This is a genomic window from Achromobacter sp. 77 (assembly GCF_020541125.1).
Lineage (GTDB): Bacteria > Pseudomonadota > Gammaproteobacteria > Burkholderiales > Burkholderiaceae_B > Achromobacter > Achromobacter mucicolens.
In genome coordinates this window covers 935,015-949,018 of sequence record NZ_CP059848.1, presented here as the reverse complement: position 1 = coordinate 949,018, position 14,004 = coordinate 935,015, and the positions used below count along the sequence as shown (strand labels likewise).

Annotated in this window: 10 protein-coding genes; 5 read left to right on the top strand and 5 right to left on the bottom strand. The window is 67.8% G+C overall.

Annotation, left to right across the window (positions count from 1 at the left end):
• The first annotated feature begins 17 nt into the window (after positions 1-17).
• A complete protein-coding gene (locus H4P35_RS04260) occupies positions 18-983 on the top strand; it encodes a LysR family transcriptional regulator (RefSeq protein ID WP_226848265.1) in 966 nt (321 codons plus the stop codon).
• 99 nt (positions 984-1,082) lie between these two features.
• On the opposite strand, the gene H4P35_RS27150 is transcribed toward H4P35_RS04260, so the two are convergent.
• From H4P35_RS27150 to H4P35_RS04245, 4 genes are all read right to left on the bottom strand, one after another.
• Positions 1,083-1,211 (bottom strand): hypothetical protein, encoded by a 129-nt coding sequence (locus H4P35_RS27150; RefSeq protein ID WP_006226408.1) that lies wholly within the window; start codon positions 1,209-1,211, stop codon positions 1,083-1,085.
• A 128-nt stretch (positions 1,212-1,339) separates the two neighbouring features.
• Complete coding sequence (locus H4P35_RS04255) at positions 1,340-2,272, bottom strand: sugar kinase (RefSeq protein WP_226848263.1); 933 nt, start codon at positions 2,270-2,272, stop codon at positions 1,340-1,342.
• Positions 2,265-2,915 carry a bifunctional 4-hydroxy-2-oxoglutarate aldolase/2-dehydro-3-deoxy-phosphogluconate aldolase gene (locus H4P35_RS04250; RefSeq protein ID WP_180098888.1) on the bottom strand — a complete coding sequence of 217 codons (651 nt, stop codon included), beginning with the start codon at positions 2,913-2,915 and terminating at the stop codon, positions 2,265-2,267. Before H4P35_RS04250 ends, H4P35_RS04255 begins: the two co-directional genes overlap by 8 nt.
• A gap of 22 nt (positions 2,916-2,937) precedes the next feature.
• Positions 2,938-3,723 carry an IclR family transcriptional regulator gene (locus tag H4P35_RS04245; RefSeq protein WP_226848261.1) on the bottom strand — a complete coding sequence of 262 codons (786 nt, stop codon included), beginning with the start codon at positions 3,721-3,723 and terminating at the stop codon, positions 2,938-2,940.
• A gap of 227 nt (positions 3,724-3,950) precedes the next feature.
• Between H4P35_RS04245 and uvrA the strand changes: the two genes are divergently transcribed.
• From uvrA to H4P35_RS04230, 3 genes are all read left to right on the top strand, one after another.
• A complete protein-coding gene (gene uvrA / locus H4P35_RS04240) occupies positions 3,951-9,746 on the top strand; it encodes an excinuclease ABC subunit UvrA (protein ID WP_226848259.1) in 5,796 nt (1,931 codons plus the stop codon).
• A 6-nt stretch (positions 9,747-9,752) separates the two neighbouring features.
• The gene (locus H4P35_RS04235; RefSeq protein ID WP_226848257.1) at positions 9,753-10,889 is read left to right on the top strand and encodes an aminodeoxychorismate synthase component I; all 1,137 of its coding nucleotides are present in this window, start codon (positions 9,753-9,755) and stop codon (positions 10,887-10,889) included.
• A gap of 78 nt (positions 10,890-10,967) precedes the next feature.
• Positions 10,968-11,600, top strand: coding sequence for an aminotransferase class IV family protein (locus H4P35_RS04230; RefSeq protein ID WP_226848255.1), 633 nt, complete (start codon positions 10,968-10,970; stop codon positions 11,598-11,600).
• Between the two features lie 29 nt (positions 11,601-11,629).
• On the opposite strand, the gene H4P35_RS04225 is transcribed toward H4P35_RS04230, so the two are convergent.
• On the bottom strand, positions 11,630-12,532 hold the full coding sequence (locus H4P35_RS04225) for a LysR family transcriptional regulator (RefSeq protein WP_226848253.1): 903 nt from the start codon (positions 12,530-12,532) through the stop codon (positions 11,630-11,632).
• A 211-nt stretch (positions 12,533-12,743) separates the two neighbouring features.
• Here H4P35_RS04225 and H4P35_RS04220 point away from each other — a divergent pair, with 211 nt between their 5' ends.
• Complete coding sequence (locus tag H4P35_RS04220) at positions 12,744-14,003, top strand: aromatic ring-hydroxylating dioxygenase subunit alpha (RefSeq protein ID WP_226848251.1); 1,260 nt, start codon at positions 12,744-12,746, stop codon at positions 14,001-14,003.
• Position 14,004: the final 1 nt, after the last annotated feature.

Here is a 14,004-nt window from a genome sequence, read left to right as displayed (position 1 = left end):
CCCAATTCGGAACGCCTATGGAAGCCTCGCCCGTCCAGCTCAATGACATCGCCTTGTTCGTCGAGGTGGCCAAGCGCAAGAGCTTCAGCCAGGCGGCGCGCGCGCTGGACATGCCCACCTCCACGCTTTCGCGCCGGATCAACGAACTGGAGCGCGCCATCGGCCTGCGGCTCATCAACCGCAACACGCGCCGGCTCGACCTGACGGATGCGGGCGCGGCCTACATGCGCCGTTGCCAAGGCCTCATCGACGAAGCCCGCCTGGCGCACGAGCAGCTGCTCTCACTGTCGGGCGGCCCGTCGGGCAATCTGCGCGTGTCCATGCCCTATAGCCTGGCCATCTGGCTGCTGCCCGAGACCATCAGCGATTTCACCGATCGCTATCCCGACGTGGAGTGCGAGTTCGACCTGAGCATGATGACGGCATCGGACGCGCAGGGCACGCCATTCGACGTGGTGCTGCGGTTTGGCCGCGAGGCCGACTACCCGGGCGCCTCCGCCGGGAACGGCAATGGCAACGGCACGCCGCATCGCGCCATCGAAGGCGCCGTGGTGCAGGAGCTGGTTTCGCTGGAAACGCACCTGTATGCGTCCGACCGCTATATAGAACGCCACGGCACGCCGCAGACGCCAGCCGACCTGTCGCAGCATCAATGCCTGCGCACGACGATCGACGAGGAACACTCGTACTGGACGTTGAACAACGGCGTGATCTCGCAGCGCGTCGCGGTCACGGGTCACCTGGCCGCCAACAACATGAGCATCGCCGGCACGCTGGCCGGCCTGGATCTGGCCATCACGCGGATGCCGCACTGCCATGCCCTGGAGCCCATCATCCAGCGCAATTCGCTGCGGCGGGTGCTGCCCGGCTGGTCGGTGGATCCGATCTCGATCTACGTGGTCTACCCGTCCAGCATTCAACCGGCCAAGACCCGCGCATTCATGGATTTCATCCGCCCCAAGCTCGGCCCCCCGCAAGGCTGACGCGCCGCGCAGACGAAAAAAAACCGCAAGGCTCGCGCCCTGCGGTTTTTTTTGATCGGGCCCGGCAGGTTTTGACGACCGCCGAGCCAGACGCGTCATTTAGACGCGCTTGATCTTTTCCAGCATCTTGAACACACCCTTGGGCGACTTGACGAACAAGCGCTTGAAAGCCTTGCCCAGGCAACGGCGTTCCAGGGTGTTACGACGCACGCGTTTGCGTTCAGCCATGTTGATTTCTCCTGTTGAATTCGCGGAAATTGGCCCGCACAACCGGAAATCGGGCTGGCGGAAAAAATTCGGATAACTTGGCATTTTAGCCTGAAATCCGGAAAGGACGCCAACCGGCCGGTTTTTGGCTAGGTTGAGGCGTCTTTCAGCCGTTCCCAGACCTGCTCGGCCCGCGGCAGCGGATCGACCGCGCCATAGCCCAGCGTGGACAGCGCCGCCGCCGCATTGGCGTAGCGCACGGCGTCTTCCCAGGCGTCGCCCTGGCAACGGCGCGCCAGCACGCTGCCGGCAAAGCAATCCCCCGCGCCCGTCGCGTCGACGGCCTGCACGCGCAGCGCCGGCATCGGGGTGCGGGTGTGGCCGTCGTCGATGATGGAGCCGTCCTTGCCCAGCTTGAGCACCACCACGCCCGGCGCACCGCCATCGCGGATCCAGTCCAGCGTGCGCTCCGGGTCGTCGTTGCCGGTGAGATGCTGCATGTCGTCCATGCTGGGCAGAAACACGTCTGCGGCGCGCATCGCCTCGCGCAAAATGGCGCGGGCCCGGTCCACGGGCCACAGGCGCAGCCGCAGGTTCGAATCCAGGCTGACCTGCACGCCGGCGGCATGCGCCCGCGCGATGGCGGCAAACGCCGTGTCGCAGGCCGTGGTGCTGATGGCCATGCTGATGCCCGAGACGTGCAGGAACCGGGCGCGCTCGATCAGGCCGGCATCCAGGCTGGCCGGCGTCATCAGACTGGCGGCCGAACCGCGCCGCAGATAGCTGAAGGCGTGGCCGTCGGGTCCGTGCTGCACGAAATACAGGCCGGTGTGGGCATCGTCGTCGACCTCGACGCCGGTGGTGTCCACGCCCTCGGCCTGCCACAGGTCCAGGAACTGCTTGCCGAAGGCGTCATTGCCGACCCGGGTCAGATACGCGCAGCGCGCACCCTGCCGGGCCGCCGCGATGACCGCGTTGGAGGTGTCGCCCCCGAACCCCTGCAGGTATTGCCGCTGGCCCTTGTGCGTCTGGTTCAGTTCGACCAGCGGCTCGCCCAGCGCCACGATATCGAAATCAGCCATGGGCGGCCTCGCGCGTCTGGGTGATCTGCGCCACCAGCGCGGCGGTTTCGCGCGACGCGAAGGCGGCCTTGTCGTAGAGATTGCTGCCGATGCCCACGAGCCCCGCACCCGCGGCGAAGTACGTGCCCATGTTTTCCTGCGTGATGCCGCCAGTGGGGCAGAAGATCGTGTCCGGAAACACCGACTTCAGCGCGGCCAGGTGCTTGGGGCCGCCCGAGTCGGCCGGAAACACCTTCACCACGTCCACGCCCGCGCGGCGCGCCGCCAGGACTTCGGTCGGGGTGAAGGCGCCCAGCATGCACAGCGCGTCGGCGGCGTGGGCCATGTCCACGATCTCGTGCGCCAGGGCGGGCGAGACCAGGAAGTCCGCGCCCGCCACCAGCGCCTCGCGCGCCTGGGTCTCGTCCAGCACCGTCCCCACGCCCAGCAGCAGGCTGGCCCCGTGCTTGTCGCGCAGGGCGCGCACCAGGTCGGTGACGTTGGGGATCGTCCAGGTCAGTTCCAGCGTGGTGCAGCCGGCCGAGACCGCGACTTCCGCGGCATAGGCGGCGGCGGCCGCGTCGGTGTAGCGCAGCACGGGCACGACGCGGGCAGCCAGCAGGGCGGCGAGCTTGGAGGCGATGGGAGCAGCGGTTGCGGTCATGGATTTCCTCTGGAGCGAACGGTCAGATGCCGCCGGACGATACCGGCAGGACGGCGAGTTTGGCCGCGGCGGCGTCGCGCAGCCGCAGCAAGGGGTCGATATAGGCGGCCTGCGGGTCGCCGGCCCGGCGGAACAGCAGCGTGCTGACGCTGACGCCCGCAACCGGCCGGCCAGCGCCGTCGCACAGCGCGACGCCGTAGCAGACGATGCCGGGTTCGTTTTCCTCGTTGTCGATAGCGTAGCCCTGCTCGGCCGCCGCGCCCAGCGCCTCGCGCAACGCGGGCAGGCTGGTCAGCGTGGCGGGCAGCCGGGACGACAGCGGCAGATCCTGCAGCAGGCGTTCCCGCGAGGCCTCATCCAGCGCGGCCAGGTAGGCCTTGCCGACGGCGCTGGAATGCAGCGCCACGGACGCCCCAACGCGCGACACCATGCGCACCGGGCCGGGGCTTTCCAGCTTGTCGATGTAGATCATTTCGTGGCCGGCGGGAACGGCCAGATGGACCGTTTCGCCGGTCTGGTCGCGCAGCGCCTGGAGTTCCGGCGCCAGCGCGGCGCGCAGGTCGAACTGGGACCAGGCCTTGCTGGCCAGCGACATCAGGCGCGTGCCCAGGCGATAGGCGCCCCCGCTTTCCGCGACCATTCCCTGCTCGGCAAGCGCCGCCAGGATGCGGTAGACGGTGGGGCGGGGATAGCCGCAGGCGCGGGCCAGCACGGGGGCCGTCGGCGGCTGCGGCGCATCGGCCACCGCTTGCAGCACCGCCATGAATTTGCCGAACGCCGCCGCGCCGGCCACCTTGGATTCCTGCACACACGTCCCCAAATAAAGGCGATAGCCCAGGCAGATGCGCAACGCGACCAGCGCGATTTTCAGACGAATCTGCGATACTGTTTATTTGTACAGCTACCGAGGTGCCATCTGTCCACATTATGGACTGGCGCCTCACAATATAGTCAATTATTCCATATCGACGCGCCCGGAACCAGCGATGGGTCGCCGCGCCGGCATGCTCCCTTCGTCAGGCTACGATACCGTCCATGAGCTCCCATATCCGCATCGTTGGCGCCCGCCAGAACAATCTCAAGAACCTGGATCTGACCATCGCCACCGGCGAACTGGTCGTCGTCACCGGAGTGTCGGGGTCCGGCAAAAGTTCGCTGGCTTTCGACACCCTCTACGCCGAGGGGCAGCGGCGTTACGTGGAAACCTTCTCGCCCTATGCGCGCCAGTTCCTGGACCGCATGGACAAGCCGCAGGTGGACCGCATCGAAGGCATCCTGCCGGCCATCGCCATCGACCAGACCAATCCGGTGCGCAGCTCGCGCAGCACGGTCGGCACGATGACCGAACTGAACGATCACCTGAAGCTCTTGTTCGCGCGCGGCGCCAAGCTCTATTGCCGCGGTTGCGGCAAACTGGTGCGGCGCGACACGCCCGAATCCGTCTATCACTCGCTGTCCGAGCGCGCCGCGCAAGCGGGCGACCCGCGTCTGGTCGTGACGTTCCCGATCGCCGTGCCGGCCAACTTCACCGAAGACGAAGTGCGCGGCTTCCTTGAGCAGCAGGGTTATACCCGCGTGCACGCCGAGGAAACCGCCGTGCCGCGCGCCGCCGCCCCCGCCAAGGGCGCCAAGAAGGCCAAGACCACGAAGACCGCCAAGGCCGCCACCGAGGAACGCCGCATCCTGCACGTCATCCAGGATCGCTTCCGCTTTGCCGGCACCGAGCGCGAACGCATCATGGAAGCGCTGGACACGGCGCTGCGCATGGGCGCCGGCCACATCGCCATCTACGTCATGGATGCCGATGGCGGCAACGCGCATATCTGGAAGTACAGCGACCGGCTGCACTGCGCCGACTGCGACATCGAATACACCGACCCGCTGCCCAGCAGCTTCTCGTTCAACTCGCCGCTGGGCGCCTGCGAGGCCTGCCGCGGCTTTGGCCGCGTCATCGGCATCGACTTCGGCCTGGTCATCCCCGACGAGAAAAAGACCCTGCTCGAAGGCGCCATCAAGCCGTGGACCACGCCGTCCTACAAGGAATGCCAGGACGACCTGCAAAAGTACGCGCCGCGTGCCGGCGTGCCGCTGGGCGTGCCCTGGAAGGACATGAGCGACGAGCACAAGCGCTGGGTCCTGTACGGCACGCCCGACTGGAAGGGCGGCAACGACGCCTGGAAACACCAGTGGTACGGCGTGCAGCGCTTCTTCGACTGGCTGGAAACCAAGGCCTACAAGATGCACGTGCGCGTGCTGCTGTCCAAGTACCGCAGCTACACGCCCTGCCCCACCTGCAACGGCGCGCGCCTGAAGCCCGACGCCCTGCTCTGGCGCCTGGGCAACAAGGAGGAAGCCGACGCCGTGCTGCCGCCCGAAGACGGCCGCTACAAGCGCTTCATGCCCGTCGGCACCACCTGGAGCCGCGAACAGCTCAATGGCCTGGACGGGCTGTGCCTGCATGACGTGATGCTGCTGCCGATCGAACGCGTTCGTAAATTCTTCGACACGCTGTCGTTCTCGGGCGCGCTGGACGCGGCCACCGACCTGCTCATGACCGAGGTGCGCGCGCGCCTGAAGTTCCTGTGCGACGTGGGGCTGGGCTACCTGACGCTGGACCGCCAGAGCCGCACGCTGTCCGGCGGCGAGGTCCAGCGGATCAACCTGACCACGGCGCTGGGCACCTCGCTGGTGAACACACTGTTCGTGCTGGACGAGCCCTCCATCGGCCTGCACCCGCGCGACATGCACCGCGTGGTGGAAGTCATGCACCGCCTGCGCAACGCCGGCAACACGCTGGTCGTCGTGGAACACGATCCGCAGGTCATGGTGGCCGCGGACCGCATCATCGACATCGGCCCCGGCCCCGGCGAACGCGGCGGCCGCATCGTCTTCGACGGCACGCCCGCGCAACTGCGCGCCGCGCCCTCGCTGACGGGCGACTACCTGGGCGGCCGCCTGCGCGTGGAAGCGCCGCGTCCGATGCCGGTGGCGGCCAACACGCCGCGCCTGCTGCTCGAAGGCGTCAATGCGCACAACCTGAAGAATGTGTCGGTCGAGCTGCCGCTGGGCCGCCTGGTCTGCGTGACCGGCGTGTCCGGCTCGGGCAAGTCCACCCTGGTGCAGGACGTGCTCTACCCCGCCCTGCTCAAGCAGAAGGGCAAGCCGTCGGAAGCGCCGGGCGCGTTCGACCGCCTGCTGGGCGCCGAACAGATTGCCGACGTCGTGATGGTGGACCAGACGCCCATCGGCAAGACCGCGCGCTCCAATCCGGCCAGCTACGTCGGCGCGTTCGACGCCATCCGCAAGCTGTTTGCCCAGGCCCCGCTGGCGCGTGAGCGCGCCTACACCGCCGGCACGTTCAGCTTCAACGGCGGCGACGGCCGCTGCCCGACCTGCGGCGGCACTGGGTTCGAACACGTCGAAATGCAGTTCCTGTCCGACGTCTACCTGCGCTGCCCGGATTGCGACGGCAAGCGCTTCCGCCCCGAAGTCCTGGAAGTGCGCGTCGAGCACCTCGGCAAGAGCGCGTCCATCGACGAAGTGCTGGAAATGACGGTCAGCGAAGCGCTGGACTTCTTCAAGGGCCTGCGCGATGTGCAGACCGGTCTGGCGCCGTTGGCGGACGTGGGCCTGGAATACGTGCGGCTGGGCCAGCCCGTGCCCACGCTATCGGGCGGCGAGGCGCAGCGCCTGAAGCTGGCCGGCCACCTGGCCGAGGCGGCGCGCAGCGGCATCTCCACCGCGAAGGTCGCCAAGAAGGGCAGCCTGTTCCTGTTCGACGAGCCCACCACCGGCCTGCACTTTGACGACGTGGCGCGCCTGATGCGCGCGTTCCGCAAGCTGCTGGCCGCGGGCCATACGCTGCTCGTCATCGAACACAACCTGGACGTGATCCGCGCGGCCGACTGGCTGATCGACCTGGGACCGGAAGGCGGCGACGCCGGCGGCCTGGTCATGGGCACCGGCACGCCGCAGGACCTGATGGACAACCCCGAGTCGCACACGGGCGCCGCCCTGCGCGACTATGAGGTCAGCATCCTGCCGGCCGACGCCGTCGCCGGCGGCGCGGCCGACGTGGTGGTCAGCAGCGACGCCGACGCGCAGATAGCCGAGCAGGCGGGCCTGACCGCGCGCATCGCCGAGCCGCAAGCCGAGTACGGCGCGGGCGTGGGCACGCCGCTGCAATCCTTGGTGCGCGAACGCCGCCAGGGCAGCATGGCCATCGAGATCCGCAATGCGCGCGAACACAACCTGAAGAACATCAGCGTCGAGATCCCGCACGACAAGTTCACGGTCATCACGGGCGTGTCCGGATCGGGCAAGTCCACGCTGGCGTTCGACATCCTGTTCAACGAAGGCCAGCGGCGCTATCTGGAATCCCTGAACGCCTACGCGCGCGCCATCGTGCAGCCGGCGGGCAAGCCGGACGTGGACGCCATCTTCGGCATCCCGCCCACCGTGGCGATCGAACAGCGCACCAGCCGCGGCGGCCGCAAGTCCACCGTGGCCACGATGACGGAAATCCACCACTTCCTGCGCCTTCTGTACGTGAAGCTGGGCACGCAGTACTGCCCGGACTGCAACGTCGCGGTCGAGCCGCAGAACACCGACCAGATCGTGGCGCGCCTCTTGCGCGAGCACAAGGGCGTGCACATCGGCCTCCTGGCGCCGCTGGTCACCGCGCGCAAGGGTTACTACACGGATCTTGCCAAGTGGGCCGGCTCAAAGGGCCATTCCCATCTGCGCGTGGACGGCGAGTTCATTCCGGTGGCCCCGTGGCCGCGCCTGGACCGCTACAAGGAACACACGATCGAACTGCCGGTGGCGGACGTGGTCGTGGACCCGGCCAACGAGGCCGAGCTGCGCGCGGCCGTCAAGAGCGCGCTGGAAAACGGCCAGGGCGTGATGTCGGTGGTGTGGCCGGTCAACAAGCTGCACGAGGCGCTGAACAGCGAACTGCAGCAGCAGCACTTCTCGGTCAAGCGCGCGTGCCCGTCCTGCGGCACCAGCTTCCCCGAACCCGATCCGCGCCTTTTCTCATACAACTCCAAGCACGGCTGGTGCACGGGCTGCTACGGCACGGGCCTGCAATTGCAGGGCTTTGACGAAGAACAGACCGGCGAGGAAACCGCCTGGAACGCGTGGTACGAAGGCGAGGCCAAGACCTGCACGCAGTGCGACGGCCAGCGGCTGAACCGTGTGGCGCGCGCCGTGCGCTGGCGCGACAAGTCGATTGCCGAACTGGCCTCGCTGCCGGTGTCGGACGCGCACACCTTTTTCACCGGCCTGGTGGCGCGTGGCCGCGAAGGCGAGATCGCCCGCGACATCCTGGCCGAGATCCGGGGCCGCCTGAACTTCATGCAGGAAGTCGGCCTGAACTACCTGGCGCTGGACCGCGCCGCGCCCACGCTGTCCGGCGGCGAGGCGCAGCGCATCCGGCTGGCCGCGCAGCTGGGCTCCAACCTGCAGGGCGTCTGCTACGTGCTGGACGAACCCACCATCGGCCTGCATCCGCGCGACAACCGCATCCTGCTGGACGCGCTGGCGCGCCTGGAAGGTAACGGCAACACGCTGGTGGTGGTCGAGCACGATGACGACACCATCCGCCGCGCCTCGCACGTCATCGACATCGGGCCGGGCGCGGGCATCCGCGGCGGCCGCGTGGTGGCGCAAGGCACGGTGCAGGACGTGATCGACGCACCCGAATCCGTGACTGGCCGCTACCTGAAGACGCCGCTGGCGCATCCGCTGCAGGGCCGCCGTCCCGTCGAGGCCGACACGCCCATGATCGAGATCCGTGGCGCGCGCCTGCACAACCTGCGCAGCGTGGACGCGCGCATTCCGGTGGGCCGCCTGAGCGTGGTGACCGGCGTGTCTGGTTCCGGCAAGTCCACGCTGGCGCGCGAGGTCCTGCTGGACAACCTGACCCAGGCCGTCTCGCAGGGCAAGGCCCCCGGCTGGGCGGGCTGCGAAAGCATCAAGGGCTGGGAAGCCATCGACCGCGTGCTGGAAGTGGACCAGACGCCCATCGGCAAGACGCCGCGTTCGTGCCCGGCCACCTACGTGGGCTTCTGGGACGACGTGCGCAAGCAGTTCGCCGACACCCGCGAGGCCCGCATGCGCGGCTGGACGGCGGCGCGCTTCTCGTTCAACACCGGCGACGGCCGCTGCCCGATCTGCGAAGGCCAGGGCATGCGCACCATCGAAATGAACTTCCTGCCCGACGTGAAGGTGCCGTGCGACGCCTGCAACGGCGCGCGCTTCAACAACGACACGCTCAGCGTGCAGATGCGCGGCAAGAACGCCGGCGATCTGCTGTCCATGGAAGTGGACGACGCCATCGGCTACTTCGCGGCGCATCCCAAGATCCATCGTCCGTTGCAGCTGATGCAGGACGTGGGGCTGGGCTACCTGACGCTGGGCCAGCCGTCCCCGACGCTGTCGGGCGGCGAGGCGCAGCGCATCAAGCTGGTGACCGAGCTGTCCAAGGCCCGCCTGACCGATGGGCTGATCAAGACCGGCCGCGCCTCGCGCATCCCGCACACGCTGTACGTGCTGGACGAGCCGACGGTCGGCCTGTCGATGGCGGACGTCGAAAAGCTGATCCACGTGCTGCACCGCCTGGTCGAGGCGGGCAATACGGTGGTGGTGATCGAACACAACCTGGACGTCATCGCCGAGGCCGACTGGCTGCTGGACCTGGGTCCCGAGGGCGGCACGGGCGGCGGCCGGCTGGTGGGCGAAGGCTCGCCCGAGCACGTGATGACGCTGGCCGACCATTCCCATACGGGCCGGGTCCTGACGGAGTTCCTTGCGCAACAACAGCCGTAAGCCATCATGGATTGTCGTTTCGAAGACCGGCTGGCCGGGCGCGCCCTGCGCCTGGACGGCTTTCGCGCCCGGATCGAAGCGCGCTCGGCCGCCGAGGTCGCGCCCGCGCTGGCCGCCATCGAGGCCGCGCGGCGCGAAGGCCGCTGGATCGCGCTGTTGCTGGATTACGAGTTGGGCGAATGGCTGCTGCCCGAGGCCACCCGGCCCGCCCCGGCCGGACCCTGGACGCCGCCGCGTGAAGACGGGCCGCCCCGCCTGACCGCGCTGGTGTTCGACCGCAAGATCGACGAGACGCCGTGGGAAGCGCCGGCCCCCGACGCGCCGGCCGCGTCCATCAGCCTGCCTGCCCCGCGCATGACCGAAGCCGCCTACGTGCGCCAGATCGACGCCATCCGCGGCCTGATCCAGGACGGCGAGCTGTACCAGGTCAATTTCACGCAGCCGCTCGACGTGAGCTTTCAGGGCGACCCGGCCACGCTGTACCGCCGCATCGCGGCGCGCAATCCGGTCGCCCATGGCGCCTACATCCAGGACGGCGCCCGCACGGTGCTGTCCTTTTCGCCCGAGCTGTTCGTCCGCCGCGATGGCGCGCAGCTGACGACCCGGCCCATGAAAGGCACCGCGCCGCGCTATCCCGACCCGGCCGAAGACGAACGCCTGGGCCAGGAACTGCTGGCCAGCGACAAGAACCGCGCCGAAAACCTGATGATCGTGGACCTGCTGCGCAATGACCTCGGCCGTCTGGCCGAGCCCGGATCGGTCAAGGTCGACGCGCTCTTTTCGCTGGAGCGCTATCCCACGGTCTGGACGATGACTTCAACCGTATCGGCCACCGCGCCGCACGCCACGCTGTCGGACGTGCTGCACGCCCTGTTTCCCTGCGGGTCGATCACGGGCGCCCCGAAAGTCGCGGCCATGCGCCGCATCCGGCAGATGGAAACCGCCCCGCGCGGCCTGTATTGCGGCAGCGTCGGATGGCTGGCCCCGGATGGCGATTTTTCTTTGAACGTCGCGATCCGCACCCTCGTCCTGGACCAGCACGGCCACGGCGTCTACAGCGTCGGCGGCGGCATCGTTTACGATTCGGACCCCGCCGGCGAATGGCAGGAATGCCACTGGAAGGCCCGCATCCTGCGCGCCTGACAGCGCAAACCTCACGGCCGGTAGTAGCATAGAGCGCGGCTTGGCCCGGCCATGACCGGCTTATTCCAGGAGAGTCCCATGCAACCCGAATTGATCGAGACCATCCTGGTGGAATCGTCCGGCAACGTGCCCCTGCTGGCGCGCCACCTCCACCGTCTGGAAACGTCCTGCAAGGCGCTGGGTTACGTCTGGGGAGGCCGCGACGTCGAAGGCGACATCCTTCTCGCCGTCATGGCCCTGTCCTCCGCCGGACCGCATCGCCTGCGCCTCTTGGTCGCGCGCGACGGCAGCCGCCACATCCAGACGGCCGTCCTGCCGCCCCTGCCCGCGCACCAGGAAGTGATGCTCGCGCCCGAGGCGCTGCGGTCCTCGGAACCCCTGCTGCGCTACAAGACCACGCACCGCCCCTGGTACACCAAGACGATCGAATGGCTGCCTTCGCACCCGCACATCTTCGACCTGGTCTACCTGAACGAGCGCGGCGAACTCTGCGAAGGCAGCCGCAGCAACGTCTATCTGCGCATGGACGACAACTGGTACACCCCGCCCGTCGACAGCGGCTGCCTGCCCGGCGTGCAGCGCGCGCAACTGCTCGATGCCGGCGAGGCGAAAGAACGCGTGCTGACCCTGGCCGACCTGCATGCCGCCGACGAGATCCGGTTGTCGAACGCGCTGCGCGGGTGGTTCACGGTGTCGCTGCGCGAGGCGTAGCGCAGCCCCCGCCCCCCCCCCCCGCGGCATCAATCCGCAAACACGTCCACCACCACCTGCCGCAGCCACTGATTGGCGGCTTCGCGGTGGTTGCGGGCGTGCCAGAACACGTTGATGACGGACTCTGGAATCTTCACCGGACAGGGCGCGGCGGCCAGGCCAAAGGGGCCGCAGGCGCAGTCGGCAAAGCGCTGCGGCACCACCGCGATCATGTCGGTGGCCTGCAGCACCGGCCCCACCGCCATGAAGTGCGGCACCGTCAGCCGCAGCCGGCGGCGGATGCCAGCGCGCGCGATCACTTCGTCCACCACGCCGTGGCCGGTGCCCTCGGACACGATGGCCACGTGCTCGGCCGCGCGAAACTGCCGCGCCGACACGCCCGAGCGCGCCAGCGGATGGTCCTGCCGGAAGATGCACACGTACGGCTGACGGAACAGCCGGCGCTGGAAGAATCCGCCTTTCAGCCCGGGCAGAAAGCCCATCGCCAGATCCATGCGGCCCCGCTCCATCTCGTCCCGCACGTCGATCGAGGTGGTGCGCACCGTGCGGATGGTCACGCCCGGCGCGACCTGATCCAGCGCCCGCATCAGGCGCGGCAGGAAGTAGGTCTCGCCCACATCGTTCACCCCGATCACAAACGCCCGCTCGCTGCCGGCCGGATCGAACGCCACCCGTGCATTCAACGTGCCGTGCAGCGCGGCAAGCGCATCGGCAATCGGCTGGGCCAGGCTTTCGGCATAGGGCGTCGGCACCATCCCGCGCGAGGTCCGCAGAAACAGCTCGTCGCCCAGCAGCTTGCGCAAGCGGGCGAGCGCGTTGCTGACGCCCGGCTGCGAAATCCCCAGGCTTTCCGCCGCCGCCGACACCCGGCCATGCTTGTGCAATTCATTGAAGACGACGAGCAGATTCAGATCCACGTCTTTCAGGTTCATGCGCTTGTCTCCACCAATATTGATTTTGGTGATTTATGTAATAAGCCAGATTCTATTTATTAATCTCAGGGCGTGCCCGATGATGCAGAAAAATGCCTGCGCCCATGCCGCGCAAGGCACTGCCCGGCCGCCGCGCGGCCAGCTGAAAATGGAGACAAATCATGCGCGTCCGCACGCATCGCCGCCTCACGTCCTGTCGCAGGGGCCGTCCATGAACGCCCCCGAGCATCCCATCCATATCGTCCCGCCCTGGCAAGGCGACGGCTCACATCGCATCCCGTTCGGCGTCTACACCGACGCGGCGCTGCACCAGCGGGAACTGGATCGCTTCTTCTACCGCGGCCACTGGAGCTACGTGGGCCTTGAAGCCGAGATCCCCAATCCCGGCGACTTCAAACGCACGGTCGTGGGCGAGCGCTCCGTCATCCTCCTGCGCGACAACGACGGCCAGGTCCGCGTCGTGGAAAACGTCTGCGCCCATCGCGGCGTGCAGTTCTGCCGCGAACGCGCCGGCAACCGCAGCGAGTTTGTCTGCCCGTACCACCAATGGAATTACGACCTGCAAGGCAACCTGATCGGCGTGCCCTTCCGCCGCGGCGTCAAGCAGGACGGCAAGATCAACGGCGGCATGCCGCCCGACTTCAAGCCCGAGGACCACGGCCTGACCAAGCTGGCGGTGGCCGCGCGCAACGGCGTCGTCTTCGCGTCCTTCGACCATGACGTCGAACCGTTGGAAGACTACCTGGGCCCCGACATCGCGCATTACTTCGACCGCGTCTTCGACGGCCGCGAACTGGTAATCCACGGCTACAGCCGCCAGCGCATTCCCGGCAACTGGAAGCTGATGCAGGAGAACATCAAAGACCCCTACCACCCCGGCCTCCTGCACACCTGGTTCGTCACCTTCGGGCTATGGCGCGCGGACAACCGGTCCGAACTGAAGATGGACCGCCACTTCCGCCACGCCGCCATGATTTCCACGCGCGGCCAGGGCGGCAAAAGCACCGTCACCAGCGGCGTGTCCAGCTTCAAGGAGCAGATGTCGCTGAACGACGACCGCTTCCTGGACATCGTGCAGGAACCCTGGTGGAACGGCCCCACCGCCGTACTCATGACGCTGTTTCCCAGCGTCATCATCCAGCAGCAGGTCAACTCGCTGTCCACCCGCCACATCCAGCCCGTCGGCCATGACGCCTTCGACTTTGTCTGGACCCATTTCGGATTTGCCGACGACACCCCCGACATGACCCAACGCCGCCTGCGCCAGGCCAACCTGTTCGGGCCCGCCGGTTTCGTGTCCGCCGACGACGGCGAGGTCATCGAATTCTCGCAATCCGGCTTTGAACAGAAGCCGTGGCACCGCAGCGTCGCCGAACTGGGCGGCAAGACCGCCGAAAACACCGACCACATGGTCACCGAAACGCTCATACGCGGCATGTACGCGTACTGGCGCCGCGTCATGGAGGCGTGAC

Coding starts and splice junctions, on each gene's coding strand:
- H4P35_RS04260 (WP_226848265.1), top strand. CDS start 18: ATGGAAGCCTCGCCCGTCCAGCTCAATGACATCGCCTTGTTCGTCGAG.
- H4P35_RS27150 (WP_006226408.1), bottom strand. CDS start 1,211: ATGGCTGAACGCAAACGCGTGCGTCGTAACACCCTGGAACGCCGTTGC.
- H4P35_RS04255 (WP_226848263.1), bottom strand. CDS start 2,272: ATGGCTGATTTCGATATCGTGGCGCTGGGCGAGCCGCTGGTCGAACTG.
- H4P35_RS04250 (WP_180098888.1), bottom strand. CDS start 2,915: ATGACCGCAACCGCTGCTCCCATCGCCTCCAAGCTCGCCGCCCTGCTG.
- uvrA (WP_226848259.1), top strand. CDS start 3,951: ATGAGCTCCCATATCCGCATCGTTGGCGCCCGCCAGAACAATCTCAAG.
- H4P35_RS04235 (WP_226848257.1), top strand. CDS start 9,753: ATGGATTGTCGTTTCGAAGACCGGCTGGCCGGGCGCGCCCTGCGCCTG.
- H4P35_RS04230 (WP_226848255.1), top strand. CDS start 10,968: ATGCAACCCGAATTGATCGAGACCATCCTGGTGGAATCGTCCGGCAAC.
- H4P35_RS04225 (WP_226848253.1), bottom strand. CDS start 12,532: ATGAACCTGAAAGACGTGGATCTGAATCTGCTCGTCGTCTTCAATGAA.
- H4P35_RS04220 (WP_226848251.1), top strand. CDS start 12,744: ATGAACGCCCCCGAGCATCCCATCCATATCGTCCCGCCCTGGCAAGGC.